This is a genomic window from Actinoplanes sp. L3-i22 (genome assembly GCF_019704555.1).
Classification (GTDB): Bacteria; Actinomycetota; Actinomycetes; order Mycobacteriales; family Micromonosporaceae; genus Actinoplanes.
Map to the genome: position 1 here is coordinate 9,898,464 of NZ_AP024745.1, position 24,196 is coordinate 9,922,659.

The window sequence follows — 24,196 nt, forward strand, 5'->3', positions numbered from 1 at the left end:
TCGACAACCAAGATCAAAAGCCGGCCGACGTACGTCAGGAACAGGCCACCCCGTCGATCGCGCACCCACCCGGCGGCGAGGTCGGCGCCCCGGCCAGCGAGAACCCGAAGCTCACCGATCCCCCGGCGGCCACCGCTCCCCCGGTCGGCCGGAACCGCACGGACGCCCCGGACTGGAACAGCTCCACCGCCCCCGACACCAGCGAGACCTTCTCCCCGCCGGGCACGCTGAGCGTCACGGTCCACTTCGCCGCCACCCCGTCCCCGCCGTTCACCACCTGCACCGACCCTTCGTTCCGGGCGTCGTCGTAGTGGTAGACCGCCGACAGCGCCGGCGCGGGCGAGTCGCCGCCGGTGTGCTCGTCGCCCGGCGTCGCGGTGTGCGGCCGGGTCCCGTGCCCGACCGTCAGCAGCGGAACGGCGGTGGCCGATGCCGACGACCTGGCCGACGGGCTGGGCGTCGGCGACGTCGGGACCTCGGTGGTGGCGGCGGTGGTCGGGTCGGCGTTCTTCACCGGGCGCTCGTCCGGCGCGGTGGTCACGGCCGTGGACAGCGCGGCCGGCGTGGTCGCGGCCGGCCCGCGGTCATCCTTTCCGGTCAGGGCGAACGCGCCACCGGCGAGCAGGAGCACGGCGAGGCCGGCCCCGGCGAGCAGGGCGGCACGGCGACGTACCGGACGGAGTGCCGACGTACCCGAAAGGTCGGAATGCTCTGGGGAAGCGGATGACGGCGAGTCGGAAACGACCCCGGAGGCCGCCACCACCAACCGGCGCTCGGGCACCGCCGGATAGAACTCGGCGGCCGGCACCGGATCGGCGGGCAGCGGCGGCATCATGATGGTCTCCGCCGATTTCGACCAGCCGTCCAGTTCCGCGTAGCGGCGCTGGGCGAGCACGTCCTCGACGGGAGCTTCCGCGCCGGGGCCGGGAACCCGGACGGGAAGCGGTTCTGCGTCTTGTGGCCGATCACTCACGGCCGCGACTATAAATGATCAATAAATACGCAGGTAGCAGCGCATGCTTACACACTGTCACGCAGTGTGGGGGCGGTACTTCGCACACCGTCAAGAATCGGACGGTCGGCCAGTGCGGCATCGTACAAACGGCCCACTCGGGATAGGCTTTCCGCATGGTCGGCTCGGGAGGTGCACGCCCGCCAGCGGTCTCCACGCTGCCCGTGCAGTCCGCGGGCGCGACGGGATGCGTTGCCCTGGTCCACGCCTTCGCATGGTCGGCCACGTCACTGGGCCCGATCGATGGGTGGGACGGGGCGGTGCGCGCCGCCGTCGATCTCCTGCTGGAGTCGCCGGTCCCGATGATGCTGCTCGCCGGCCCCGAGTTCGTGCTGATCTACAACGATGCCTATGCCGAGGTGCTGGGCGGCCGGCACCCGGCCGCGCTGGGCCGGCCCGCCGCGCAGGCGTTCGGCGAGGCCTGGGACCAGCCCGGGATGAGCGACGTGATCAGCCGGGTGTTCCGCACCGGCCGGCCGGTGCTGGAGCCGGAGAGCCAGGTCACGCTGCGGCCGGGCGAGGCAGACCCGGCCTTCTACACGCACGGGCACTCGGTGGTGCGCGACTCGCGGGGCGACATCGCCGGGGTGCTGACGGTGGCCGCCGAGACCACCCAGGTGGTGCACCGGCTGCAGAGTCTCGGTGAGCTGACCGCGCGGCTGGCCGGGGCGCTGACCATCGACGATGTCACGCGCGTCGTCCTGACGTACGCGATGGCGTCTTTTGATCTTGATCATTGTGTGCTCGCGGTCGACGACGGCAACTCCTACCGGTTCGTCCGCCGGATCCGCGGCGAGATGCTCGACGAGGCGGACGAACGCCTGCCCCCGGTCTGGCGGCGGGTCGGCCCCGATCCCAGCGCGCCCCTGGTCGCGGCGGCGGAGACCGGCCGGGCGACGTTCGTGGCCGACGGCGAGCCGCTGCGCGCGGTCGCGCAGGACCGGCACGAGAAACGGGTCCGTTCGCTGGCCGCCCTGCCGCTGCGCACCGCGTCCGTGCGGGGCGCCCTGACCATGGGCTTCCGCCGGGCGCACGTCTGGCTGCCGGCCGAGCGGGCGCTGCTGCGCGCCGCCGCCGAGCTGGTCGCGCAGGCCGCGGAGCGGGCCCGCCGGTTCGAGGCGCAGCACGGCACCGCCCAGTTGCTGCAGCGCAGCATGCTTCCGGAGCATCTGCCGGAACTGGACACGTTCCGCATCGCCGCGCGCTACGACGTGGGTGTCGACGGGAACGCGGCCGGCGGCGACTTCTACGACGCGTTCCGGCTCTCCGACGGGCGACTGGCCATGGTGCTCGGCGACGTGGCCGGGCACGACGTGCGGGCCGCCGCGGTGATGGGCCAGGTCCGGGCGGCGCTGCGGGCGCTCGCGCTGACCGATCCGGCCCCGCCGAGCGTGCTCGCCGGGCTGGACCGGCTGGTCGGCTCGCTGGGCGCCGAGTCGCGGAACGAGGAGATCTTCGTGACCGTGGTCTACGGCGTGCTCGACCCGACGGACGGGTCGATCACCCTGGCCAGCGCCGGTCATCCGCCGCCGGTGCTGCGCCGCGCCGGGCTGAACGGCGGTCCGGCCAGCGCCGAGCTGGTGAAGGTGCCGCCGGGCGCGCCGCTCGGGCTGGGCGGGCGCTGGCAGACCGGTTCGCTGGTGCTGGAGCCGGGCGACACGATCCTGATGTACAGCGACGGCGTGGTGGAGCGGCGCGGTCACCCGCTGAACGCGGGGCTGGACGCGCTGGTCGCCGCCGCGGCCGCGTCGGCCAGCGGCGATCCGCGGAACATGTGCTCGCTGGCCACCTCGGCCGTCGCCGGCACCACCGACGACGACGTGGCGGTGCTCGCGGTCGAGCACGCGTTCGCGATGAGCCGCTCCGCGACCATGCACGTGGCGGCCGAGCCGACCGGCCCGAGCCGGGTCCGGCAGTGGATGGGCGCCCGCCTGCGCGAGTGGCTGGTCCCCGAGCCGGTGATCGGCGCGGCGATCCTGTGCACCAGCGAGCTGACGACGAACGCGCTGCTGCACGCCGGCACCCCGGCGCAGGTGCACATCGACCTGAACGCGGAACGCCTGCTGGTCTCGGTCGCCGACACCGGCACCCGGGGCAGCGTGATCCGGGCGCGGGCCGAGACGCTCGCCAGCCGGGGCCGCGGCCTGGGTCTGATCGAGGAGCTGAGCGACTCGTGGGGCACCGACCCCACGGTCCGTGGCTCCACTGTCTGGTTCGAAATGCTGCTCAACAGAGAGTGACGATGCGCCTTCTCGAAGCGAGCCGGGAGCGCACCCAACATGAACGATCTTTCACATCTGCGCATATCGTCGCCCGAGGATCACGTGAGTCACTTGTCTACTCACTCTTAGTAATTTAATTCTGCTCTAAACCGGACAATGAACCGTGCGGTGGTGACGAAGCGTTATCAGTGCCGTAGAGTGCTCAAGCAACTGGGGACGTCCATACTGGAGCGGCACATGCGGATCAGAGGCTATGCACCACTGACACCCAACTGGGTGGAGCTGGCGAGCGCGGACCCTGCGCGAGCGGCTCAGTTCTACGGAGAGTTGTTCGGCTGGGAGTCAGCCGGTGATCGTTTCAAGCTGAACGGGCGGGCCGTGGCGGGGCTCACCCGCAGCCAGGCGGACCGGCCCGACGGGTGGCTGACCCACCTCAGCACGCCCGACCTCGACGAGACCCTGGAGCAGGTGGCGCTGGCCGGCGGCAGCTGCCTGAGCCACCCGGCCGAGGCGCACGGCGGGCGCCGCGCGATCATCACCGACCCGGCCGGGGCGGTGCTGGGTCTGTGGGAGCCGGCCGACTTCGCGGGGGCGCAGGCGGGCGGCGAGCCGGGCACCATGTCGTGGCCGGAACTGGTCACCGACGACCCGAACGCGGCCGCGCTGTTCTACGGCTCCGCGTTCGGCTGGCTGCTGCGTCACGACTTCGGCGTCGGCGAGTGGCTCAACCAGGCGCACGACGCGATGGCCGGGCTGACCCCGGGTTTCCGCGGCGCGTGGTGGCGGACGGCGTTCCAGGTCGAGGACATCACCGAGACCGCGGATCGCTGCGAGCGCATGGGCGGTGCGCTGATCTCCGAGCCGGCCGAGGCCGGCCTGACCGAATTCGCCGAGCTGCGCGACCCGTTCGGCGCCCGCTTCACGGTCGCCGCGCCGGTGCACCACCCGGTCGAGCTGACGGTGTCGCTGGGATCGCTGCCGGCTTTCGAGCGGTTCGGGTCCTTCTGAGGCCGTAGCCACAAAGGCCGATATCTGCGAAAAGGCCGGCCCTTCGGGGCCGGCCTTTCGCGTGCGGTCAGGTTCCGGCCGCGGGTGGTCCTTCTTCACCGATTGCTCGGGTACGGCGTCAGCCCACACCCCTGACATTGATCCTTTTGTCGGCCTTGACCCATGCCCCTGAGCGCCGCGCTTCAGCGGCCCGGAGCGGCCGCCCACCTCGCGACCGCCGTGCCAGGGACCGTGCCCACGCCCGTACCAAAGGGAATTAATCGGTGTGCGGAAGCCGGGTCGCCGGGACCGTCCCGAGACGCCCCTTCTGGAAGTCCTCGAAGGCCTGCTTCAGCTCGGCCTGCGTGTTCATCACGAACGGACCGTAGTGCGCCACCGGCTCGCGGATCGGCTGCCCGCCCATGATGAACAGATCCAGCTCGGTCTTGGCCTCGACCCGGATCGCGTCGCCCGCCCCGAACGTCGCCAGCTGACCGAGTTGGATCGGCCGCATGTCGGTGCCGACCGAGCCCTCGCCGGAGAGCGCGTAGACGAGCGCGTTGTACGACGGCTGCCACGGCAGGTCCAGCCGCGCCCCCGCCTGCATGGTCACGTGCGCCAGGTTGATCGGCGTGAACGTCGACCCCGGCCCCGAGAACCCGGCCACCTCACCGGCGATGATGCGGATCAGCGCACCCCCGTCCGGCGTCGTGAGCAGCGCGGACTCCTTGCCCCGGATGTCCTGGTACTTCGGGTCGATCATCTTGGCGGCGCGCGGCAGGTTCACCCAGAGCTGCAGGCCGTGGAACAGGCCACCGCTGGTGACCAGGTGCTCCGGCGGCGCCTCGATGTGCAGAATGCCGGAACCGGCGGTCATCCACTGGGTGTCGCTGTTGGTGATCGAGCCACCGCCACCGAGCGAGTCCTGGTGGTCCATGATCCCGTCGATCATGTAGGTGACCGTTTCGAATCCCCGGTGCGGGTGCCACGGGGTGCCCTTCGGCTCACCCGGCGCGTAGTCGATCTCACCCATCTGGTCCAGGTGGATGAAGGGATCAAGCTCGGACAGCGGCACCCCGGCGAAGGCCCGGCGGACCGGGAACCCCTCCCCCTCGAACCCCTTCGGCGCGGTCGTCAGACGGCGAACCGGCCGGAACTCCGTCGCGACCGGGTCCAGCTTCGGCAGGCGGGGCAGAACAAGGACGTCATCAACGGTGATCGCAGGCATCTCGAGCCCTCCAGACTTCGATGACACGAGCTTAGCTCTTTCAAATCTGAAACACCAGCACTTCTCTTCAAATCTGAAGAACCGTGACCGGCGTCATCCGGGGAACCACCGGCTCGCACGCACGGCCGAACCCGAGCCCGACAACAGCAGACTGGCACCCGCGACCGGACCCGGCAGCCCGAACAGCCCTCAGCGCCGGCGGGCGACCCGGCGCGACGGCGGACGGGTGGCGCGGCAGCGGGCGGTGGCCCGGCGGCGCGAGCGGGCGGGTCGGGCTTGCGGCGGTGGGTCAGTTCTTGCGGATTTTGGCGAAGGCCCGGCCGATGACGGCGAGCTCCTCCTCGTCGAGGTGGTTGATGAAACGCTCCCGCACCGTCGCCAAGTGCGCCGGAGCGGCCGCCCGCAGGGCTTCCAGGCCCGCCTCGGTGAGGACGGCCTCGAACCCGCGCTTGTCGTCCGGGCAGGTTTCCTTGGAGACCAGGCCGCGTTTGATCATCGAGGTGATCTGGTAGGTGATCCGGCTCGGGGAGAACACCAGCCGGTTGGCCAGCTCGCCCATCCGGATCCGGCGGCCGGGCGCGTCGGCGAGAGCGACCAGCACGTGGTAGTCGTTCATGCTCAGCCCGGTCGCGGCGCGCAGCTCGTCCTCGAGCGTGGTGTGCAGCGCCCACGAGCTCTCGATGAAGGTGCGCCAGTGCTGCAACTGGGTGTCGCTGAGCGGTTCGGCCATACCACGAACAGTACTACTTCAAACTTGAAACTTAAAATCTGAAGAGCTTTGCGATCCCACGGTACGGGGTTGCCACCGTACCCCCGAATCGGGAAGCCGGACCACGGCGGACCCGGCGGAAAATCGCGCGCCCGGCGGGCCGCCGCCCGGTTGGTTTTTCCGGATGCCGACACGCCGGGCGGTCCCCGCGGACGCCGCCGAACTCGTCCGCCTCCGCGAGGTCATGCTGCGCAGTCTCACGAAGGCGGACTGGAACGACGACTGGCGCGAGCCGGCCCGCGCAGCCCTGTCCGAGCTGCTCGCAGCGCCGGAGCCGAGCATCGCGGCCTTCGTCGTCGAACGATCCGGAGGCGGGCTCGCGGCCTGCGCGGTCGGCACCATCGATCAACGGCTGGGGAGTCCCCACAACCCGCAGGGCCGGGTCGGGTACGTCTACAACGTCGTCACCGACCCGGACATGCGGCGGCGTGGATACTCCCGGGCCTGCATGACCGCCCTGCTCGCCTGGTTCGGCGAGCGCGGCGTGCCGGCGGTCGACCTGCGAGCGTCGGCCGAGGGCGAGCCGCTCTACGCCTCCCTGGGGTTCCGGCGCAGTGCCGAGCCCGGCATGCGGCTGCGACTCACATGACCGCGCCGGCCGCCAGCGACCGGGTCAGCTCGCTCCGCAGGCGGTCGAAGTCGACGCCCTGATCGGCGAGGATCCGCATGGCCAGCCCCTCCCCCTCGCGGATCATGCCGAGCACGATGTGCTCCGGCGCGATGAACTTGTGCTTCAGCCGCAGCGCCTCCCGCAGCGCCAGCTCCAGCACCTTCTTGTTCCGCCGGGAGAACGGGATGTGCCCGCTGCCCGGCGCCGCGTAGAACTTGCCGAAGATCTCCCGCTTCTTCGGCGCGGGCCGCGGCAGCCGGAGCGCGCCGGCCCCGAAGTTCTCCTCGATCGCGGCGCGCACCGCGTCCAGGTCGATGCCGATGGACTTGAGGGCGGCGGCGTCCTCGGCATCCGGGTCCGGCGCGGTCGACGCCTCGTCGTGGGGCCCGGCGTAGCGCACGATCGCGTCGCGCACCGGCTCCCCTTCGACGCCGGCCTCGTGCAGCACCACCGCCGCGCCGTTCTCCCGGGTCAGCACGGCGAGCAGCACGTGCTCCGTGCCGATCACGGAATGGCCCAGGTCACGGGCCTCCTGCTGGGCGCCGGTCACGACGGCGCGGGCACCCTGGGTGAACCTCTCGAACATCTCAACCCTCCCGCGGGTCGGTCATCGGCATCAGATGAGCATGCTTCTTGTGTACGCCCTGGCGGGTCACGCCGAGCGCGTCGGCGATCTCCTGCCAGGACCAGCCCTTCTTACGGGCATTCGCCACCTGGAGGTGCTCGAGGCCCTCCAGCAGGCGGCGCAGCGCCACCACCGCGCGGAGGCCGACCCGTGGGTCGGCGCTGCTCGCGGCGGCGGCGAGGTCGGTTGCCTCGGTCATGTCGTCAACCTACGTTGACACCATCCACATGTCAACCCCGGTTGACGGAGGGGAAGGCCTAGGCTCATCGGTATGGATTGGATCGAGCGCTTCGCGGACGTCGTCGTCCGAGCCGGAGTCAACGTGCAGCCCGGGCAGGGTGTCGTGCTGAACACCGACACCGCCCACCTGGAGATCGCCCGCGCGGTCGTCGAGGCGGCCTATGCCGCCGGCGCCGCCTGGGTCGAGCCGATCTGGTCGGACGGCCCGATGCGCCGCTCCGAGGTCGACCACGCGACCCTCGACCAGCTGCGGTCGAGCCGGCCGTGGGCGCTGGCGCGCACCCGCGAGTGGGCCGAGCAGGGCGTCGCCTGGATCAGCCTGGTCGGCGACGCCGATCCGCACGTGCTGGACGGTGCCGACCCGGCCAAGGCCGCCGCGCGGCGGGCCGAGGAGTCGGCGGTCCGGCGCGACGCGGTGATCGGCAAGCTGCGCTGGACGGTGATCGGCGCGCCCAACCCCGGCTGGGCCCAGCAGATCTTCGGCGAGCCCGACGTGGACCGGCTCTGGCACGCGGTCGGCACCGCGATGCGGCTCGACCAGGACGATCCGGTGGAGGCCTGGCGGCAGCGCGCCGCGACGCTGGCCGCGCGCGGCGCCGCGCTCGACGCGCTGGAGCTGACCGAGGTCCGCTATCACGGCGACGGCACCGACCTGACCGTCGGCCTGATCCCGGGCTGCGTCTGGACCGGCGGCGGCATGATCGACGAGACCGGCGTGGCGTACATGCCGAACATCCCCACCGAAGAGGTGTTCACCAGCCCGGATCGGCGCCGCGCCGACGGCGTGCTGCGGGTCACCAAGCCGCTCGCGATGGCCGGTCGCCTGGTCACCGGGCTGCGGCTGACGTTCGAGGGCGGGCGGATCACCTCGGTCGCCGCCGACGAGGGCGCCGACATCGTCGAGGCGCAGCTGGCCACCGACGAGGGCGCGCGCTACCTGGGCGAGGTGTCGCTGGTCGACCGGGACAGCCGGATCGCGCAGGCCGGCATCGTCTTCCACAACACGCTCTTCGACGAGAACGCGGGCTGTCACGTGGCGTGGGGGCAGAGCTTCCCGTTCGCGGTCCCGGGCGGGGTCGCGATGAGCCACCAGGAGCGCAGCGCGCTCGGGCTGAACACGTCCGGCGTGCACACCGACATCGTGGTGGGCGGCGAGGGGATCACGGTGACCGGCACCGGTCCGAAGGGGACGGTCGACATCATCCGCGACGACGAGTGGGTGCTCGGCTGAGCGTGCCCAGCCGAGCCGGCGACCTCCCGGTCAGGACATCAACAGCAGCGCGGTGGTGCCCATCAGCACCAGCAACAGCACCGCGACGAGCAGGCCCGTCTCGGCTGATTCGGTGGTCTCCGGAACGGCTGTGGTGGTCATCGGCTCACTGCTCATGACGGTGTTCCTCCGCAGGTTGACGCACGACGATCGGGGGTAAACGCGACGATCGGCAGGGGTGGGCGCAACGATCGAGGGGTGATCGCGTTGGAAGTGCGCGGAGCGGTCAGTGGACATACGGTTGAGGGCGTCGTCGACCTCGGAGGGTTGCCCGTGCCATCGGAGGACTGGCTGCTGACCGCCGCCGAACGCGGCAACCCACACACTGATTTACCCGTCTGGTGTGCAGGAAACACAGTTGAATCACTTATTCACGGAAAAACGTACTTCTCCCGACTTACCACGGAAGTGGAGAAGCTCGACGCCGGTGATCATCTGTTCTTCACCGACTGGCGGGGCGATCCGGACGAGCTGACCACCGACGACGGGCCGACGATCGGCGAGCTGTTCGCGGCGGCGGCCCGGCGCGGGGTGATCGTCAAGGGCCTGCTCTGGCGCTCCCATCTGGACAAGATGGCGTACAGCGAGGAGGAGAACCGCAACCTCGGCGACCAGATCCGCGAGGCCGGCGGCGAGGTGCTGCTCGACCAGCGGGTCCGGCGCGGCGGCTCGCACCACCAGAAACTCGTGGTGCTGCGGCATCCCGGGCACCCCGAGCGGGACATCGCGTTCGCCGGCGGCATCGACCTGTGCCACAGCCGCCGGGACGACGCCGACCATCACGGCGATCCGCAAGCGGTGCGGATGGCGAAGGCGTACGGCCCCACCCCGCCCTGGCACGACATCCAGCTGGCGCTGCGCGGGCCGGTGGTCGGCGCGCTCGACCTGTCGTTCCGGGAGCGCTGGTGCGACCCGGCGCCGCTCGACCAGCACGGCCCGATCTCCACGCTCGCCGACAAGTTCAAGCACGCCGACCTGCACGCGGACCGGCTGCCCGAGCAGCCGCCGGACCCGCCGGAGTGCGGTCCGATGGCCGTGCAGGTGCTGCGGACATATCCGGCGATGCGCCCGAAATACTCGTTCGCCCCGCTCGGCGAGCAGACCGTGGCCCGCGGCTACACCAAGGCGATCAAGCGCGCCCGCCGGCTGATCTACCTGGAGGATCAGTACCTCTGGTCGGCCGAGGTGGCCGAGCTGTTCGCCCAGGCGCTGCGCGACAACCCCGAGCTGCACCTGATCGCGGTCGTGCCACGCCACCCGGACGTGGACGGCCGGTTCGCGCTGCCGCCCAACCAGGTCGGCCGGGAACAGGCCATCGACCTGTGCAAACATGCCGCGTCCGATCGAGTGCACGTCTTCGACCTGGAGAACCACGAGGGCACGCCGATCTACGTACACGCGAAGGTCTGTGTGATCGACGACGTGTGGTGCAGCGTGGGCAGCGACAACTTCAACCGTCGTTCGTGGACGCACGACAGCGAGCTGTCCAACGCGATCCTGGACGCGACGCGCGACGAACGGGAGCCGGTCGACCCGGCCGGGCTCGGCGACGGCGCCCGGCACTTCCCACGGGAGCTGCGGCTCGCGCTGACCCGCGAACACCTGGACCGCCAGGACGGCGACAATCAAGATCTTTTAGACCCGATTGCGATGGTACGAACGTTGGACGCCGCCGCCGAGGCCCTCCGCGACTGGCGCGACGGCGGCCGCCGTGGGCCACGCCCGCCGGGCCGGCTGATCCCGCACGAGACCGAGCGGCTGCCCTGGTTCCAGCGGCTCTGGGCGACCCCGGTCTACCGCCTGATGTATGACCCGGACGGCCGCCCGTGGCGCGATCGCCGGGCCGGCCGATGGTGACAGGTGTAGCTAGGCATACCCCGATTCGGCGGCCAACCGGATGGGCCGGAACCGCCCCGCTGCATACGGTGAACCGGTGTCCACCACCAGTTTGACCGCGTCCCTGCGGGACCGCCGCTACGTGCTCACGGCCTGGCCGTGGCGCTCGGTGACGTTCCTCGCCACCACGGCGGTCATCGTCGCGCCCCTGTCCTTCGGCCTCGCCGTGCTGCTGCTGCCGCTGCTGGTCTCGGCCCGGCGGCTGGTCCACGGCAACCTGCCCAGCCCGGCCATCCTGTTCCTGCTCGTGGTCTCCGCGGCGCTGCTGTTCGTCGGTTCCCCGCTGGTCGCGGTGCCGGTCGCCGCGCTGGAGCGCCGCCGCCTGCGCCTGGTCGACCCGCGCCCGCTGCGCGCCGGCCGCCGGCCCGGCGACCTCGGTGGCCTCTACCGGGACGAGGCGACCTGGCGGGCGGTGCTCTACACGGTGCTGCTGGCCGTGTTCGCCCCGCCGGTCTTCCTCGCCGCGTTCATCGCGCTGCTCGCCGACGCGCTGATGATCGCCAGCCCGTTCGGCCTCGGCACCTGGCAGTTCGGCGCCTACACCGTCGACGGCGGCCCGCGCAGCATCCCGCTCGCCCTGGTCGGGCTGGCGGTCGCGCCGGCCCTGCTCTACCTGGCCGGGGCGCTGGCCGCCGGGCACGCGATGCTGGCCCGCCGGCTGCTCGGCGGCGGCGATCCGCTGCGCGACCAGCTCGGCGAGGTGTCCCAGTCCCGGGCCCGGCTGGCCGACGCGTTCGACGCCGAGCGCCGCCGGATCGAACGGGACCTGCACGACGGTGCCCAGCACCGGCTCACCAGCCTCACCCTGCACCTGGGCATGGCCCGGCTCGACCTGCCGCCGGACTCCCCCGCCGCCGAGCCGCTCGGCCTCGCGCACACCCAGGCGAAGGAGCTGATGGTGGTGCTGCGCGACCTGGTACACGGCATCCGCCCGCAGGTGCTGACCGACCTCGGGCTGCCGGCCGCGCTGCGCGAGCTGGCGGCGAGCTCGCCGGTCCCGGTCGTCGTCGAGGCCACGATCACCACCCGGCCGCCGGAGAGCATCGAGACCACGGCGTACTTCGTGGCCGCCGAGGCGCTGACCAACATCGCCAAGCACGCCCGGGCCACCGCGGCCAGCGTGCGGGTCACCGGCGACGGCACCCGGGTCGACCTGGAGATCCAGGACAACGGCCGGGGCGGCGCGGATCCGCGGATGGGCACCGGGCTGACCGGCCTCGCCGACCGGGTGGCCGCCGCCGGGGGCCGGTTGCTGCTGGCCAGCCCGGCCGGCGGGCCGACGCTGATGCGGGTCGAGCTGCCGTGCCCGCGATGACCACGCGCGTGGTCCTGGCCGAGGACGGGGTGCTGCTGCGCGAGGGGCTGATCGGGGTGCTGGGACGGTTCGGCTTCACCGTGGTGGACGCGGTGGGCGACGCCGAGCACCTGATCGCCGCGGTCGGCGTGCACCAGCCGGACCTGGTGATCACCGACATCAAGATGCCGCCGGACTTCCGGGACGAGGGGCTGCGGGCCGCGGTGCGGTTGCGCGAGGAGCGACCCGGGCTGCCGGTGGTGGTGCTGAGCCAGTACGTGCAGGAGGAGTACGCGTCCGACCTGATCGGCACCGGCGACGGGGTCGGCTACCTGCTGAAGGACCGGGTCGCCGACATCGAGGACTTCGTGGCCGCGCTGCGTGACGTGCTGGCCGGCGGCACCGTCATCGACCCGGAGGTGGTGCGGCGGCTGCTGCACCGGCCCCGGGACCCGCTCGCCGGGCTCTCCCCGCGGGAACGGGAGGTGCTCGCGCTGATCGCCGAGGGCCGGTCGAACTCGTCGATCGCCGGCGCCCTGTTCGTCAGCGAGACCGCGGTCGGCAAGCACGTCGGCAACATCCTGGCCAAGCTCGGGCTGCCGCCGACCGACGACGCGAACCGCCGGGTGATGGCGGTGCTGACCTATCTCGGCGCCCGGCCCTGAACGATCTGCCAGGTGTGCGGGACCCAGATCGGGGCGGCCGGGTCACCGTCCAGGGCGAGGCCGACCTGCCACCCGCGCATCTCCGGGCGGCCCAGCTCCAGCCAGCGGTCGATCAGCGTGGTGGCCACGGCGGTGCAGCGGGCCGCCTCGGGGCCACCCGCGTGCACCGAACCGTCCGGCTGGATCGCCGCGCCACCGCTGCCCGCCTCGTCCAGCAGCACCAGCCGGGTCCGGTCCCAGTCGGCCGGCGTGGCCAGGGTGGCGCGCCGGTGCCAGGCGCCGACGGCATACCAGAGGTCGCGGTAGGCGACCGTCGTCAACGGCGGCGACCAGCGCGCCGGAGCGGTCTCGGCCAGCTCCGGAAGAGCACCGGCGGACGACGGATGACTGCCGGCGTGCCGGGCGCCGAGCGGGCCGGCGGCGGCCATGAAACCGGACGAGCAGACCACCGCGGCGGTCGCCGGGTCGCCCGGGCGCACAGACAGGACCGGGTGGTGGCCGGCGTGCTCGACCGGGGCGATCACCAGGCCGTCCGGCGCGAGCTGGGCGAACCAGTGCGGGGACAGGCCGGCGACACCGACGGTGACGATGATCCGGTCGTACCGTGCGTCGGGGTCGCCGAGATAGCCGTCGCCGGCGGTGACCCGCACCCCGGTGATGCCGGCCCGGTCCAGCGCGGCGCGCGCCCGGACGGCCACGTCCTCCTGAACGTCCACACTGGTCACCTCGGCGCCGAGGGTCGCCAGCAGGGCGGCGTTGTAGCCGGTGCCGGCGCCGATCTCGAGCACCCGCATGCCGGGGCGGACGTCCAGCGCCCGCAACATGATCGCCATCAGCGACGGCTGGCTGGACGAGCTGATCGGCACGTCACCGTTCAGCTTGGTGACCAGGACGTCGTTGCGGTACACCGTGGCCAGGAAGTCCGGGTCGGCGGGCGCCACCCAGCCACCGTCGCGGCGGCGGAAGCCGGTCGGCACGAACAGCTCGCGGGGCACCGTCGCGAACGCGGCGGCCAGCTCCGGCGTCAGGTGCACGCCGTCCTGCCGGATCAGGTCGAGGTAGTGCCGCCGAGTGTCCGCCATGCTGCCACCGTACGCACTTCGGCGGCGGTCGCGGCCGCTGTGGTCAGACAGTCCGGCACGTCGCCGGCGTGATAGGGCCATTCGGATTGCTCGATGTGGGCCAGGAATCCGGCGTACGTCGCCGCGGACACCAGCGGGGCGACCGGCCGGAGCAGCTCGACCGCGCGTTCCGGCGCGCAGCCCGGCACGGTCTCCCGCCAGCGCCGCGACCACGCCGCGACCAGGGGCTCGGGTGACTCCAGACCCTCGATCAGCCGCAACAGGTCGAACGCCGGATGGCCGATCGCGGAGTCACCCCAGTCGATGATCACCGGGGCGCCGGCGCCGTCGGTGCGCACGTTGCCCGGGTGCAGGTCGCCGTGCAGCAGCGTGTCGGGCAGCCCGCACGCGGCGACCTCGGCCAGCCGCGCCGGCAGGCCGTCGATCAGCTCGGCCAGGCCGGGGATGTCGTCCCGGTAGGGCGCGGCAACCGCGGCGAGGCGGCCCGCGTCGAGCCGCTTGTCCGGCACCCCGCCCGGCCCGCCTGCACCAGCACGCCCGGCCCCGGGCCCGCCACCACGCCCAGCCCCGGGCCCGCCACCAAGCCCAGCCCCGGGCTCGCCACCACGCCCAGCCGCGAGCTCGCCACCACGCCAAGCCCCGAGCTCGCCACCACGCCCAGCCGCGGAATCGCCGCCACGCCCGGCCCCGGGATCGCCGGGGCGCGCGGCCGCCTCAAGCCCGCCGGGCTCGCCAGGGCGCGCGGTCCGCTCAAAGCCGTCGGGCTCAGCGAGAGCGCGGTCGAAGTCGAAGTCGAAGCGGCCGGGCACAGCGGCATCGGGGCGGCCCGTGAACCGGCCCGCGAAATGGGCCTGGACCGGGTGGAATGCCTCAGCCACCGCCGCGCACAGCTCCGGCCCGGCGCCGTACCGGTCGTCGCCGGGCACGTGCGCCAGCAGCATCCGGCCGGCGGCCCCGGCGGCCAGGACATAGGGCACCAGCGTCGGCGCGATCGCGGCGACCCGGCTGATCACGACCGGCTCGTGCGCGAAGAAGCCGGGCACCTGCTTGAGCCAGGCGACCGGCCCGTCCGGCCCGTCCATCCGCCAGATCGCCGACAGGTTCCAGGTCCGCTGCTGCCGCGGTGTCACCCGGTCGATGCCGAGCCGGTCCAGCGCGCCGGCGGCCCAGGCCAGGGTGGCGGCCGGACCGCCCGGCTCGGCCCACGGCGCGCGCAGCGCGTGCGGCACCAGGTCCGCGCCGAGCGGGATCAGGCCGTCCGGCCGCTCCCGGGTCTCGGCCAGGTAGGTGACGTGCCCGCCGGGCGGCGCCACCCGGTCCGCGTGCAGCAGCCGCAGCACGGTGACCTCGACGCCGGCCCGCGCGACGATCTCGGCGACCTCCTGCCACCAGGGGGTCTCGACCGGGAACGGCGGCAGCGCGCCGAGCAGTTCGCCGGCCGGATCGACGAGCACGAGGGTCACGGTTCGAGACACTGCCCCATTCTCGCCCACAGGTGCTCCCGATCGGCGCGGCCCAGCAGACGCAGCCGGGCCATCCCGCCGTCGGGGTAGATGTCCAGCCGCGCGTGGGTCACCTCCGGGCCGCTGAGCAGCGGGAATCGGTGCGGGGTGTCGGGGCGCAGCGCGGTCTTCGGCAGCAGCTCGACCTGGTCGCCGTCGGCGGTGATGCCGGTCAGGCGGGCCCAGCCGGGGGCGTTGCCCTTGAAGTGGCTGGTGTCCAGGTCGGCGAAGCGCAGCCGGGCCGGGGCGGCGAGCTGGACCAGCACCCAGTCGTTGGCGTCGTCGCGGCGGCGGGACGTCTCCCAGCCGTCGCCCATGTTCTGCGCGAGGCCGGGCATCAGCATCCGCTGCGGGTGGCCGTAGAACATGTTGCTGCAGTCCACGACCCGGCCGCCGTGCTCGGCGGCCGCCACGTCGAACACCTTGGGCAGCAGCGCCGGGTCCGGCACGACCTCGCCGTGCACGCGCAGCCGGGCGACCCCGCCGTCCGGATAGATGGTGAGCCGCACGTGGGTGAACCGGCGCCCGTCGGTGATCGGGAACAGGTTGCTGCTGTCGCCCTTGAGCTCCTCGCGGGGCAGGATCTCCACCCACTCGGCGGCGGCGAGCTCCTCCGGGCCGGGGTAACCGGGCAGCGTGACGGCGTCGACCGAGGCGAACGGCGGATAGTTGCCGGTGAAGAACGCGGTGTCGATGTCGACGCCGTGGATCACGCCGGGCGCGCCCAGCCGGACGACCGCGAAGTCCTGCCCGGGACTGCGGCGACGGCGGGTCTCCCAGCCGTCGTACACCTGGCCCTTGTGATCGAAGGTCTTCGGCGCGTGCCCGGGGGCGGACGGCAGCACGAGGTGGTCGGCGGCGGCGAAGAACTCGTCGTTGGCGTGCACCACGCCCCCGCCGAAGGCCCGCGAGGCCAGGTCGGGCAGTGCGGTGAAGTCCTCCATCAGTTCTCCCTCGTCTCTCTCGCCAGGAACCGGCCGGCCGGTGCCGTGCCGGTCACCTCGGCGCCGCGCAACCAGGTGGTGCGCACGACGCCGCGCAGGGCCTTCCCGGCATACGGCGTCACCGGGTTCTTGTGGTGCAACGCGTGCGCGTCGACCGTGAACTCGGCGTCCGGGTCGAAAGCGACCAGGTCCGCGTCGGCGCCGACCGCGATCCGCCCCTTGCCGGACAGGCCCACCAGGTCGGCCGGGCGGGTCGCCATCCAGCTCACCACATCGGCGAGCGTGTGACCACGGGCTTGCGCCGCGGTCCAGATCACCGGCAGGCCGAGCTGCACCGACGCGATGCCGCCCCAGGCCGCGGCGAAGTCACCGGTGTCCTGCCGCTTCAGCTCGGGCGTGCACGGCGAGTGGTCGCTGACCACGCAGGTGATCAGCCCGTCGGCCAGCGCCTGCCAGAGCTGGTCGGCGTTGGCCGCGTCGCGGATCGGCGGGCAGCACTTGAACTCGGTGGCGCCGTCCGGCACCTCGGCGGCGTCGAGCGTCAGGTAGTGCGGGCAGGTCTCCGCGGTGACCCGCACGCCGTCGGCTTTCGCCCGCGCGATCAGCGGCAGGGCGGAGGCGGCCGACAGGTGCAGGATGTGGACGCGCCGGCCGGCCGCGCGGGCGACCTCGATCGCGGTGGCGACGGCGGCGTGCTCGGCGTCGGCGGGGCGGGAGGAGAGGAAGTCCGCATACGCCGCGGAGCTGGCCGCGTCCCGCAGGTGGTCGGGGTCCTCGGCGTGGACGACGAACAGCGCGTCGGCGGCGTCCATCGCGGTGGCGAGCTGGGCCCGGTCGACCGGCGGGAACTCCGGGACGCCGGAGTCGGCCAGGAACGCCTTGAAGCCGAAGACCCCGGCGGCGTGCAGGCCGGGCAGGTCGGCGGCGTTGCCCGGGATGGCCCCACCCCAGAAGCCGACGTCGACATGGCACTGGCCGGTGGCGGCGGCCTGCTTGGTCGCCAGCGCCGCGGTGTCGACCGTGGGTGGGAGGCTGTTGAGCGGCATGTCGATGATCGTGGTGACGCCGCCGGCGGCAGCGGCTCTGGTGGCGGAGGCGAAGCCTTCCCATTCGGTGCGACCCGGTTCGTTGACATGCACATGAGTGTCCACGAGACCCGGTGACAGCACGGTGTCAACGAGATCGACGTCTGTCGCTGCTTCCACCGCGGCGTCGTACGGCTGGATCGCGACGATCCGCCCGGCGTCGACGACGACCGCGGCCGGAATCTCACCGTCCGGCGTGATGACCCGGCGGGACCGCACCACAAGATCAAACATGGTCAGACCCTAACCGGGGTTTGTTTCCGGGGATGCCCTTCCGCGCGGAAGCACATTTCACCGGCGTAGCCTGCTGGCCATGATGCGACGGTGGGGGCTCGCCCTTCTCAGCGCGCTCTGCGGCGTCCTCGTCGCGGGGCTCAAACTGTCCCAGGGCTCGCCCGGCGGCGCCGCGGTCCTGCTGGCGTTGTTCCTGGTCCTGGCCGTGATCACGTCGCCGTTGGTGTTCCCGCGCGGGGTGCGCGCCGCCGAGGCCGTCGCGGCGGGGCGCCCGGTGGTCTACTGGCGCCCCGGTTGTCCGTACTGTCTCCGCCTGCGCGCCCGCCTCGGCCCGGAAGCGGCCCGCCTGGAGTGGGTCGACATCTGGAAGGACCCGGAGGCCGCCGCCATCGTCCGCGGTTTCGCCGACGGCAACGAGACCGTGCCCACGGTGGTCATCCGCGGCGAGGGCTTCGTCAACCCCGACCCGCAATGGGTCAAAGAGCAACTGCAAACCGCTTAGGGGTACGGGTTTCCGGCCCCACCACAGCCGGTTCACGCCCGGGGCGCGGGCCCGACGGGCGGGCGTGGATCCAGCGCAGGAACCGGTCGCACATCTCGTTCGGCGACCGTTTCGGCAGGTCGTCGACGGCCCGTTCGAGGTGGCCGGACATGTAGAGGGCGAGCGACACCCGGTCCGACTCGGCGGCCAGGATGACCCGCGCCGGTTCACAGGGCCAGGGGCTCGCACAGGAGCGGCACTCCCAGGACGGGCGCTCCCACATGTGCTCGGCCGTGCCGTGCTCGTCCACCTCGTCGTCGCCCAGGTGCAGGCTCCGGAGAACCGCGGGCGGCGGGATCGTCGCCGCGTCCGGGCACGGGTACCAGGCGCACCCGCACGAGCATCGTTTCTTCCATGGCTGATACCAGGTCCGTACCGGTTCGTGTCGCACCGTAATCGCCTCCCGGCTATGCCGAGTTGTACGTATCCGGCGCGCCACAGTTCGAGGTCATCAGCAATTCGACGAACGCTAATGTGTCACCTTATGAACGGGGACCCCGAAGTCGAGGCCAAGCACGACCGAGAACACCAGCCCGAGCCGGGACCCGATCCCGGCGCCGAAGCCGAACCGGAACTCGGCGGCGAGGCCAACGAAGCCGAGGAAGCCGAGGATCGTCCGCGGGTGAGCGGCCCGGCCGTCGCCCTGGGCGTCCTGGTCGGCCTGGTGCTGGGCGTGGTCGCGCTGGTCGGGCTGCTGGTGCTGAGCCCGGCGTCGTTCGTCAGCCTGGTGCCGGACTGGTTCACCAGCGGAGGCCACAGCGGGTCGGTGACCTGGACCGCCCTGTTCCTGGTGGTGGCCGGGCTCGTCTACCTGGTCGTCCGGCGCGGCCAGGGGCGCACGCTGGCCAAGGCGGTGCTCCTGGTCGCGGTGGTGATCCTCGCGCTGCGCGGGCTGGTCGCCCTGGCCGAGCAGCGCAACGAGCCGAAGCCGGACCGGGGCTGCGTGGTCTTCGTCGGCGGCTCGGAGGGCTGCGACGCGAACCATCCGCCGCCCGCCCCACGCCCCGGCGGCTAGATCAGCGCCGTCAACTGCTCGCGGGGGAAACCGGCGTCGGTCAGGGCGCCGCAGTCCAGCCCCCGCAGCAGGTAGCCGGCGAGCGCGCGGGCGGTGGCCGGCTCGTCCATGATGCCGCTGTCCTGCCGGTCCAGGTACCGGTGCAGGCGGGTGACCGCGGCGTCCCGGCCGTCCCGGAAGAACGCGTAGGTCGCCGCGTACCGGCTCGGCAGCTGGGCCGGATGCAGGTCCCAGCCCTGGTAGTAGCCGCGTTCCAGGGATCGCCGGACCAGTCGGTGATGCAACTGCCAGGCCGCGTGCACGTCCTCCCGGTCACCCACCGGGAGGATGTTGGTGGAGCCGTCGGAGAGGCGCACGCCGGTCTGGGCGGCCGCCGCCTGCATGACCGCCTTGGCGTAATCGGCCACCGGGTGCTCCATCGACTGGTAGGCGGCGGCCACCCCGGCGGCCGCGCTGTAGTCGTAGGTGCCGTAGTGCAGGCCGGTGCACCGGCCGTCGGCGGCCGTGATCAGCGGGGCGACGGTGGCGGTGCCGTCCGCGGCGAGCACCGCCGAGGGCAGCTCGATCTGGATCTCGAAGGTCAGCGTGCCGGTGCTCAAGCCGTACCCAAGCTCAAGTTTTTCGCAGACCGCGACCATCGCCGCAACCTGGACCGGACCGCTCACCTTGGGCAGGGTGATGGTGAAAAGGTCCTGGTAGGCGTCGAGGAAGAGGTCGAGGGTGCGCAGCGCGCGGTGGCGGGTCGCGGCCTCGAAGGACTTGATCCGCAGGCCGAGGAACGGCGGGCGCGGGCCGTCGCGCAGGATCGCGGCGGCCTTGCGGACCGCGGCGTCCTCCTGGGCGTCGTCGCGGATGCCGTAGCCGTCCTCGAAGTCGACCCGCAGGTCCTCGATCGGCTCGCGGGCCAGCTTGGCGCGGACCGCCGGGTCCGGCCACGGGAAGTCGTGCTGATCCATCGTGGACAGCGCGATCGTGCCCCAGTCCCGGAAGCCGTCCAGTTTGTCGGCCGGCACGTAGACCGTGTGCACGGGTTGCCGCCCGGCGCGCTCCCCCGGGTACCGAGCCCGGAGGAGAGCGTCGTGGGCGGCCAGGCGCCCGTCGATCTCGGTGTAGTCATGATCGGACAGGCGCATCGGGCTCCTCGGTCAGTCGATCGCGTCGTAGGCCGCGGTGGTGAGGAAGTCGGCGAAGTCGTCGGCGAGGGCGACCCGCTCGAACAGCTTGCGGGCGTCGTCGAAGCGACCGCCCTCGCCGGCCGTCTCCCGGATCTTCACGAGTTCCTCGTCCTCGATCCGGGTGACCAGCTCGGCGGTGATCGGGGTGCCGTCCGGCAGCTTGACGCCGTTGTGGATCCACTGCCAGATCTGCGAGCGGGAGATCTCCGCGGTGGCGGCGTCCTCCATCAGGTTGTGGATCGCGACCGCGCCGTTGCCGCGCAGCCACGCCTCCAGGTACTGCAGGGCGACGTTGACGTTGTTGCGCAGGCCGGCCTCGGTGACCCGGGCGCCGAGCGAGGCGACGTCGAGCAGGTCACGGGCGTCGACCGAGACGTCCGGGCGCAGCCGGCCGAGCTGGTTCGGCTTGTCGCCGAGCACCCGGTCGAAGATCGCCTGGCAGACCGGCACCAGGTCGGGGTGGGCCACCCAGGAACCGTCGAAGCCGTCGCCGGCCTCGCGCTCCTTGTCCTCGTTGACCTTGGCCAGGGCCACCTCGTTGACCTGCGGGTCACGCCGGCTCGGGATGAACGCGGCCATCCCGCCCATCGCGAACGCGCCGCGCTTGTGGCAGGTGGAGACGAGCAGCTCGGAGTAGGCGCGCATGAACGGCGCGGTCATCGTCACGGCGGCGCGGTCCGGCAGGATCATCCGCGGGTTGTCGCGGAAGTACTTGATGATGCTGAACAGGTAGTCCCAACGGCCGGCGTTGAGGCCGGAGATGTGCGGGCGCAGCGCGTGGAGGATCTCCTCCATCTCGAACGCGGCCGGGATGGTCTCGATCAGCACGGTGGCGCGGATCGTGCCGACCGGGATGCCGAGCTGCTCCTGGGCGTAGGTGAAGACGTCGTTCCACAGGGCGGCTTCCTTGTGGGACTCCATCTTCGGCAGGTAGAAGTACGGCCCGGAACCGCGTTCCAGCAGCTCCTTGGCGTTGTGGAAGAAGTAGAGCCCGAAGTCGACCAGGGCGCCGACGGCCGGCTCGCCGTCGACCGGCAGGTGGCGCTCGTCCAGGTGCCAGCCGCGGGGGCGCATCACGATGGTCGGGTACGGCCCGCCGTTCAGCTCGTACGTCTTCTTCTCGGTCTCCAGCGTGATCGTGCGCCGGATCGCGTCGAAGAGGTTCTGCTGCCCGTCGACCACATTGGACCAGTGCGGGGTGTTGGCGTCCTCGAGGTCGGCCAGCCACACCTTGGCGCCCGAGTTCAGCGCGTTGATCGTCATCTTGCGCTCGGTCGGCCCGGTGATCTCGACACGCCGGTCCCGCAGGTCGGCGGGGGCCGGCGGGGCGGACCACTCGGCGGCCCGGATGTCGGCGGTCTCGGCCAGGAAGCCGAGGCTGGCGCCCGCGGCGATCTCGGCCCGCCGGGCGGCACGCGCCTGGAGGAGCTCGTTGCGGCGCGGCCGGAACCGGCGATTAAGGTCGGCGATGAACGCCACGGCCTCGTCGGACAGGATCTCAGTCATCGTTGACGGCTCCTTTCGGTGTTGTTACTCCCGCGTAGCGTAATAGTGACGCCGTCCCGCGCAAGCGCTCGAGAGAGCCAAGAACATCACACTGCTTTTCCGGCGGCGTTCAACAGGCGACGGTGCGCTCGCTGGGCCTCCCTGGTCAGAGTCTCCTCGTCGGCGTTGACCAATTCGCCCCGTTCCACCACCCGGCGGCCGCCGACCAGCGCCAGCTCGACCGGGGCCGGCGGGCCGAAGACCAGCGCCGCGACCTTGTCGTCGATCCCCTCGTGGCCGAGCCCGTCGAGCTTCCACATCACCAGGTCACCGAGCTTGCCGACCTCCAGCGAGCCGAGATGCTCCTGCCGGCCCAGGCAGCGTGCGCCGCCCATGGTGCCGAGCCGCAGCGCCTCCCGCGCGTCCATCGCCGTCGGCCCGCCGCGCTGCCGCGCGGTGTAGAGCGCCTGCCGCAGCTCGGCGCCCAGGTGCGAGACCTCCTGCGAGGCCGCGCCGTCCACCCCGAGACCGACCGGTACGCCGCTGTCGACCAGCTCCCGCACCCGGGCCATGCCCGCGCCGAGCCGGGCGTTGGAGCTCGGGCAGTGCGCCACCCCGGTCCCGGTCGCGCCCAGCTTGGCGATCGCCGAGTCGTCCAGGTGCACGCCGTGCGCCAGCCAGACGTCGTCGCCGAGCCAGCCGACCCGCTCCGCGTACTCCACCGGGGTGCAGCCGAACTGCTTGCGGCAGAACTCCTCCTCGTCGTCGGTCTCGGCGAGGTGCGTGTGCAGCCGGACGCCGCGGCGGCGGGCCAGGACCGCGGCCTCCTCCATCAGCCGGGTGGTGACCGAGAACGGCGAGCAGGGGGCGACCGCGATCTGCAGCATCGCGTCCGCCGACGGGTCGTGCCAGCGGTCGATCGCCGCCTCGGTCGCGGCCAGCGCCTCGTCGGTGTCCTCGACGACGTGGTCCGGCGGGAGGCCGCCGTCCTTCTGGCTGAGGTCCATCGAGCCGCGGGTCGGGTGGAAGCGCAGCCCGATCCGCTGCGCCGCCCGGATCTCCGCCTCCAGCACGTCGCCGCCGTCGCGCGGGAAGACGTAGTGGTGGTCCATGCTGGTGGTGCAGCCGGACAGCGCCAGCCAGCCCAGCCCGGCGCCGGCCGCCGCGCCGACGATCTCCGCGTCCAGCCGGCCCCAGATCGGGTAGAGCGTGGTCAGCCAGCCGAACAGGGTCTCGTCGAGCGCGAGTCCCCGGGTCGCCCACTGGTAGAGGTGGTGATGGGTGTTGACCAGCCCGGGCGTGACCAGGTTCCCCCGCGCGTCGATCCGCTCGCCGGACAGCTCCGATCGGCCGGAGCCGACCGCGGCGATCCGGCCGTCGTCCCCGATCACCACGTGACCGTCGGTGAACTCGGTCCCGGCGTCGTCGACCGTGGCGATCGTGGCGTTCTCGATGACGATCACAGGTACCACTCCGTCGTCGCCGGCGGCACGTCGTCGCGGGTCACGGTGCCCTCGATCAGCCCGTAGGGCCGGTCGCCGGCGATGAACACCTCGTTCTCGTTCGTCAGGTTGAAGACCGAGAGATCGACCAGGTAGTGATGCTTGTTCGGCAGGGTCAGGCGGATCTCGGCGAGCTCCGGCCGGCCGGCGAGCACCATGGTGCCCATCGACATCAGCGTCTGCTGCAGCGACATGCTGTACGTGTTCACGAACGCGCTGGTCATCGCGTCCAACGCACCCTGGAACGACTTACCCCAGTCGGCGTCGTCGCTGAGGTGGCGCCACTTCGCGTCGACCGCGGTGGCCAGGATCCGGTCGGTGGTCTCCGGCAGCGTGGTGTACCGGTCCTTCAGGAAGCCGTGGAACTCCGACGCGGTCGTGTTCATCAGCACCAGGCCGGAGACGCCGGAGACGACCTGGACCGACTCCCGGGTCACGGTGACCACGGTGGTCCGGGTGTGGTCGCCGCGGCGCCGGAACGAGTGCGGGCCGAGCCGATCCCACGCGAACGACTCGATGCTCACCCGCGCCGCGTCGACCTGGCCCTGCGTCTTCACGAAGTGCCGGGCCAGGAGCAGCGCGAACGCCTCCGGCTCACCGACGTCGTGCTGCTTGGCGAACGCGTACACGGTGTTCTTCATCGTGTCGGTCGGCAGCACGCCCGAGTTGTCGCCGGTCAGGTGGGTCGCCGTCAGGTCGCCGGAGAGCGCGACGCTGACGTTGAAATCCACCAGGCCGTGCGTGTCACCGTCCCGGTGCACGCGGACCAGACGGGTCTCCGCCTTGCCGTAACGGTTCGGTCCGAGCACGATC

Annotated in this window: 24 protein-coding genes; 9 read left to right on the forward strand and 15 right to left on the reverse strand. The window is 72.1% G+C overall.

Annotated elements, in window-relative coordinates; all coding sequences use genetic code 11:
* Positions 1 to 34: 34 nt before the first annotated feature.
* A complete protein-coding gene (locus L3i22_RS43970; protein WP_221323356.1) occupies positions 35 to 973 on the reverse strand; it encodes a cellulose binding domain-containing protein in 939 nt (312 codons plus the stop codon).
* Positions 974 to 1,128: 155 nt separating this feature from the next.
* Here L3i22_RS43970 and L3i22_RS43975 point away from each other — a divergent pair, with 155 nt between their 5' ends.
* Positions 1,129 to 3,252, forward strand: a complete 2,124-nt coding sequence (locus tag L3i22_RS43975) for an ATP-binding SpoIIE family protein phosphatase (protein ID WP_221323357.1) — start codon at positions 1,129 to 1,131, stop codon at positions 3,250 to 3,252.
* A gap of 219 nt (positions 3,253 to 3,471) precedes the next feature.
* Complete coding sequence (locus L3i22_RS43980; protein WP_255657612.1) at positions 3,472 to 4,242, forward strand: VOC family protein; 771 nt, start codon at positions 3,472 to 3,474, stop codon at positions 4,240 to 4,242.
* Positions 4,243 to 4,498: 256 nt separating this feature from the next.
* Here L3i22_RS43980 and L3i22_RS43985 read toward each other — a convergent pair whose 3' ends face one another.
* Both L3i22_RS43985 and L3i22_RS43990 read right to left on the reverse strand, forming a co-directional pair.
* Positions 4,499 to 5,449 (reverse strand): pirin family protein, encoded by a 951-nt coding sequence (locus tag L3i22_RS43985; protein WP_221323359.1) that lies wholly within the window; start codon positions 5,447 to 5,449, stop codon positions 4,499 to 4,501.
* A gap of 289 nt (positions 5,450 to 5,738) precedes the next feature.
* Positions 5,739 to 6,179 (reverse strand): MarR family winged helix-turn-helix transcriptional regulator, encoded by a 441-nt coding sequence (locus L3i22_RS43990; protein ID WP_221323360.1) that lies wholly within the window; start codon positions 6,177 to 6,179, stop codon positions 5,739 to 5,741.
* A gap of 163 nt (positions 6,180 to 6,342) precedes the next feature.
* On the opposite strand from L3i22_RS43990, the gene L3i22_RS43995 reads away from it, so the two are divergent.
* Positions 6,343 to 6,807 (forward strand): GNAT family N-acetyltransferase, encoded by a 465-nt coding sequence (locus L3i22_RS43995; RefSeq protein WP_221323361.1) that lies wholly within the window; start codon positions 6,343 to 6,345, stop codon positions 6,805 to 6,807.
* On the opposite strand, the gene L3i22_RS44000 is transcribed toward L3i22_RS43995, so the two are convergent.
* Both L3i22_RS44000 and L3i22_RS44005 read right to left on the reverse strand, forming a co-directional pair.
* On the reverse strand, positions 6,800 to 7,414 hold the full coding sequence (locus tag L3i22_RS44000) for a Clp protease N-terminal domain-containing protein (RefSeq protein ID WP_221323362.1): 615 nt from the start codon (positions 7,412 to 7,414) through the stop codon (positions 6,800 to 6,802). The two genes, L3i22_RS43995 and L3i22_RS44000, sit on opposite strands and share 8 nt — an antisense overlap.
* Position 7,415: 1 nt before the next feature.
* Complete coding sequence (locus L3i22_RS44005; protein ID WP_221323363.1) at positions 7,416 to 7,652, reverse strand: helix-turn-helix domain-containing protein; 237 nt, start codon at positions 7,650 to 7,652, stop codon at positions 7,416 to 7,418.
* A 72-nt stretch (positions 7,653 to 7,724) separates the two neighbouring features.
* Here L3i22_RS44005 and L3i22_RS44010 point away from each other — a divergent pair, with 72 nt between their 5' ends.
* Positions 7,725 to 8,924: an aminopeptidase gene (locus tag L3i22_RS44010; protein WP_221323364.1), complete on the forward strand. Its 1,200-nt coding sequence runs from the start codon at positions 7,725 to 7,727 to the stop codon at positions 8,922 to 8,924.
* Positions 8,925 to 8,954: 30 nt separating this feature from the next.
* Here the strand turns inward: L3i22_RS44010 and L3i22_RS54150 are convergent, their stop codons facing one another.
* Positions 8,955 to 9,080 (reverse strand): hypothetical protein, encoded by a 126-nt coding sequence (locus L3i22_RS54150; protein WP_255657613.1) that lies wholly within the window; start codon positions 9,078 to 9,080, stop codon positions 8,955 to 8,957.
* A 156-nt stretch (positions 9,081 to 9,236) separates the two neighbouring features.
* Between L3i22_RS54150 and L3i22_RS44015 the strand changes: the two genes are divergently transcribed.
* The 3 genes from L3i22_RS44015 to L3i22_RS44025 all read left to right on the forward strand — a co-directional run bounded on the left by L3i22_RS44015 (position 9,237) and on the right by L3i22_RS44025 (position 12,818).
* The gene (locus L3i22_RS44015) at positions 9,237 to 10,820 is read left to right on the forward strand and encodes a phospholipase D-like domain-containing protein (RefSeq protein ID WP_221323365.1); all 1,584 of its coding nucleotides are present in this window, start codon (positions 9,237 to 9,239) and stop codon (positions 10,818 to 10,820) included.
* A 76-nt stretch (positions 10,821 to 10,896) separates the two neighbouring features.
* Positions 10,897 to 12,174, forward strand: coding sequence for a sensor domain-containing protein (locus tag L3i22_RS44020; RefSeq protein ID WP_255657614.1), 1,278 nt, complete (start codon positions 10,897 to 10,899; stop codon positions 12,172 to 12,174).
* Positions 12,171 to 12,818, forward strand: coding sequence for a response regulator transcription factor (locus tag L3i22_RS44025; protein ID WP_221323367.1), 648 nt, complete (start codon positions 12,171 to 12,173; stop codon positions 12,816 to 12,818). The genes L3i22_RS44020 and L3i22_RS44025 overlap by 4 nt, the downstream gene beginning before the upstream one ends.
* On the opposite strand, the gene L3i22_RS44030 is transcribed toward L3i22_RS44025, so the two are convergent.
* The 4 genes from L3i22_RS44030 to allB are packed head-to-tail and all read right to left on the reverse strand — an operon-like array spanning position 12,797 to position 17,665.
* Positions 12,797 to 13,900 carry a protein-L-isoaspartate O-methyltransferase gene (locus L3i22_RS44030; RefSeq protein ID WP_221323368.1) on the reverse strand — a complete coding sequence of 368 codons (1,104 nt, stop codon included), beginning with the start codon at positions 13,898 to 13,900 and terminating at the stop codon, positions 12,797 to 12,799. The genes L3i22_RS44025 and L3i22_RS44030 overlap by 22 nt on opposite strands.
* On the reverse strand, positions 13,867 to 15,375 hold the full coding sequence (locus tag L3i22_RS54505) for a phosphotransferase family protein (RefSeq protein WP_304523442.1): 1,509 nt from the start codon (positions 15,373 to 15,375) through the stop codon (positions 13,867 to 13,869). The genes L3i22_RS44030 and L3i22_RS54505 overlap by 34 nt, the downstream gene beginning before the upstream one ends.
* Positions 15,360 to 16,346 carry an allantoicase gene (gene alc / locus L3i22_RS44040; protein WP_221323369.1) on the reverse strand — a complete coding sequence of 329 codons (987 nt, stop codon included), beginning with the start codon at positions 16,344 to 16,346 and terminating at the stop codon, positions 15,360 to 15,362. Before alc ends, L3i22_RS54505 begins: the two co-directional genes overlap by 16 nt.
* Positions 16,346 to 17,665, reverse strand: a complete 1,320-nt coding sequence (gene allB, locus L3i22_RS44045; RefSeq protein WP_221323370.1) for an allantoinase AllB — start codon at positions 17,663 to 17,665, stop codon at positions 16,346 to 16,348. Before allB ends, alc begins: the two co-directional genes overlap by 1 nt.
* Positions 17,666 to 17,744: 79 nt before the next feature.
* Here allB and L3i22_RS44050 point away from each other — a divergent pair, with 79 nt between their 5' ends.
* A complete protein-coding gene (locus L3i22_RS44050) occupies positions 17,745 to 18,167 on the forward strand; it encodes a glutaredoxin domain-containing protein (protein ID WP_221323371.1) in 423 nt (140 codons plus the stop codon).
* On the opposite strand, the gene L3i22_RS44055 is transcribed toward L3i22_RS44050, so the two are convergent.
* On the reverse strand, positions 18,142 to 18,597 hold the full coding sequence (locus L3i22_RS44055; protein ID WP_221323372.1) for a hypothetical protein: 456 nt from the start codon (positions 18,595 to 18,597) through the stop codon (positions 18,142 to 18,144). The two genes, L3i22_RS44050 and L3i22_RS44055, sit on opposite strands and share 26 nt — an antisense overlap.
* Before the next feature lie 93 nt (positions 18,598 to 18,690).
* On the opposite strand from L3i22_RS44055, the gene L3i22_RS44060 reads away from it, so the two are divergent.
* On the forward strand, positions 18,691 to 19,221 hold the full coding sequence (locus tag L3i22_RS44060; RefSeq protein ID WP_221323373.1) for a hypothetical protein: 531 nt from the start codon (positions 18,691 to 18,693) through the stop codon (positions 19,219 to 19,221).
* Here the strand turns inward: L3i22_RS44060 and L3i22_RS44065 are convergent.
* The 4 genes from L3i22_RS44065 to pucL all read right to left on the reverse strand — a co-directional run bounded on the left by L3i22_RS44065 (position 19,218) and on the right by pucL (position 24,192).
* Positions 19,218 to 20,354, reverse strand: a complete 1,137-nt coding sequence (locus tag L3i22_RS44065; protein ID WP_221323374.1) for an aldolase/citrate lyase family protein — start codon at positions 20,352 to 20,354, stop codon at positions 19,218 to 19,220. The genes L3i22_RS44060 and L3i22_RS44065 overlap by 4 nt on opposite strands.
* A 12-nt stretch (positions 20,355 to 20,366) precedes the next feature.
* A complete protein-coding gene (gene aceB / locus L3i22_RS44070) occupies positions 20,367 to 21,902 on the reverse strand; it encodes a malate synthase A (RefSeq protein WP_221323375.1) in 1,536 nt (511 codons plus the stop codon).
* A gap of 86 nt (positions 21,903 to 21,988) precedes the next feature.
* Complete coding sequence (locus L3i22_RS44075; RefSeq protein WP_221323376.1) at positions 21,989 to 23,344, reverse strand: 8-oxoguanine deaminase; 1,356 nt, start codon at positions 23,342 to 23,344, stop codon at positions 21,989 to 21,991.
* A complete protein-coding gene (gene pucL / locus L3i22_RS44080) occupies positions 23,341 to 24,192 on the reverse strand; it encodes a factor-independent urate hydroxylase (protein WP_255658772.1) in 852 nt (283 codons plus the stop codon). Before pucL ends, L3i22_RS44075 begins: the two co-directional genes overlap by 4 nt.
* Positions 24,193 to 24,196: the final 4 nt, after the last annotated feature.

Bases quoted from the DNA above. Each gene is read 5' to 3' on its own strand.
- L3i22_RS44030 (WP_221323368.1), bottom strand. From the start codon at position 13,900: ATGGCGGACACTCGGCGGCACTACCTCGACCTGATCCGGCAGGACGGC.
- L3i22_RS44025 (WP_221323367.1), top strand. From the start codon at position 12,171: ATGACCACGCGCGTGGTCCTGGCCGAGGACGGGGTGCTGCTGCGCGAG.
- L3i22_RS44010 (WP_221323364.1), top strand. From the start codon at position 7,725: ATGGATTGGATCGAGCGCTTCGCGGACGTCGTCGTCCGAGCCGGAGTC.
- L3i22_RS44050 (WP_221323371.1), top strand. From the start codon at position 17,745: ATGATGCGACGGTGGGGGCTCGCCCTTCTCAGCGCGCTCTGCGGCGTC.
- L3i22_RS43980 (WP_255657612.1), top strand. From the start codon at position 3,472: ATGCGGATCAGAGGCTATGCACCACTGACACCCAACTGGGTGGAGCTG.
- L3i22_RS44000 (WP_221323362.1), bottom strand. From the start codon at position 7,414: ATGTTCGAGAGGTTCACCCAGGGTGCCCGCGCCGTCGTGACCGGCGCC.
- L3i22_RS44005 (WP_221323363.1), bottom strand. From the start codon at position 7,652: ATGACCGAGGCAACCGACCTCGCCGCCGCCGCGAGCAGCGCCGACCCA.
- L3i22_RS43995 (WP_221323361.1), top strand. From the start codon at position 6,343: ATGCCGACACGCCGGGCGGTCCCCGCGGACGCCGCCGAACTCGTCCGC.
- alc (WP_221323369.1), bottom strand. From the start codon at position 16,346: ATGGAGGACTTCACCGCACTGCCCGACCTGGCCTCGCGGGCCTTCGGC.
- L3i22_RS44065 (WP_221323374.1), bottom strand. From the start codon at position 20,354: ATGCGCCTGTCCGATCATGACTACACCGAGATCGACGGGCGCCTGGCC.
- L3i22_RS43975 (WP_221323357.1), top strand. From the start codon at position 1,129: ATGGTCGGCTCGGGAGGTGCACGCCCGCCAGCGGTCTCCACGCTGCCC.
- allB (WP_221323370.1), bottom strand. From the start codon at position 17,665: ATGTTTGATCTTGTGGTGCGGTCCCGCCGGGTCATCACGCCGGACGGT.
- L3i22_RS44060 (WP_221323373.1), top strand. From the start codon at position 18,691: ATGAACGGGGACCCCGAAGTCGAGGCCAAGCACGACCGAGAACACCAG.
- aceB (WP_221323375.1), bottom strand. From the start codon at position 21,902: ATGACTGAGATCCTGTCCGACGAGGCCGTGGCGTTCATCGCCGACCTT.
- L3i22_RS54150 (WP_255657613.1), bottom strand. From the start codon at position 9,080: ATGAGCAGTGAGCCGATGACCACCACAGCCGTTCCGGAGACCACCGAA.
- L3i22_RS43990 (WP_221323360.1), bottom strand. From the start codon at position 6,179: ATGGCCGAACCGCTCAGCGACACCCAGTTGCAGCACTGGCGCACCTTC.
- L3i22_RS43985 (WP_221323359.1), bottom strand. From the start codon at position 5,449: ATGCCTGCGATCACCGTTGATGACGTCCTTGTTCTGCCCCGCCTGCCG.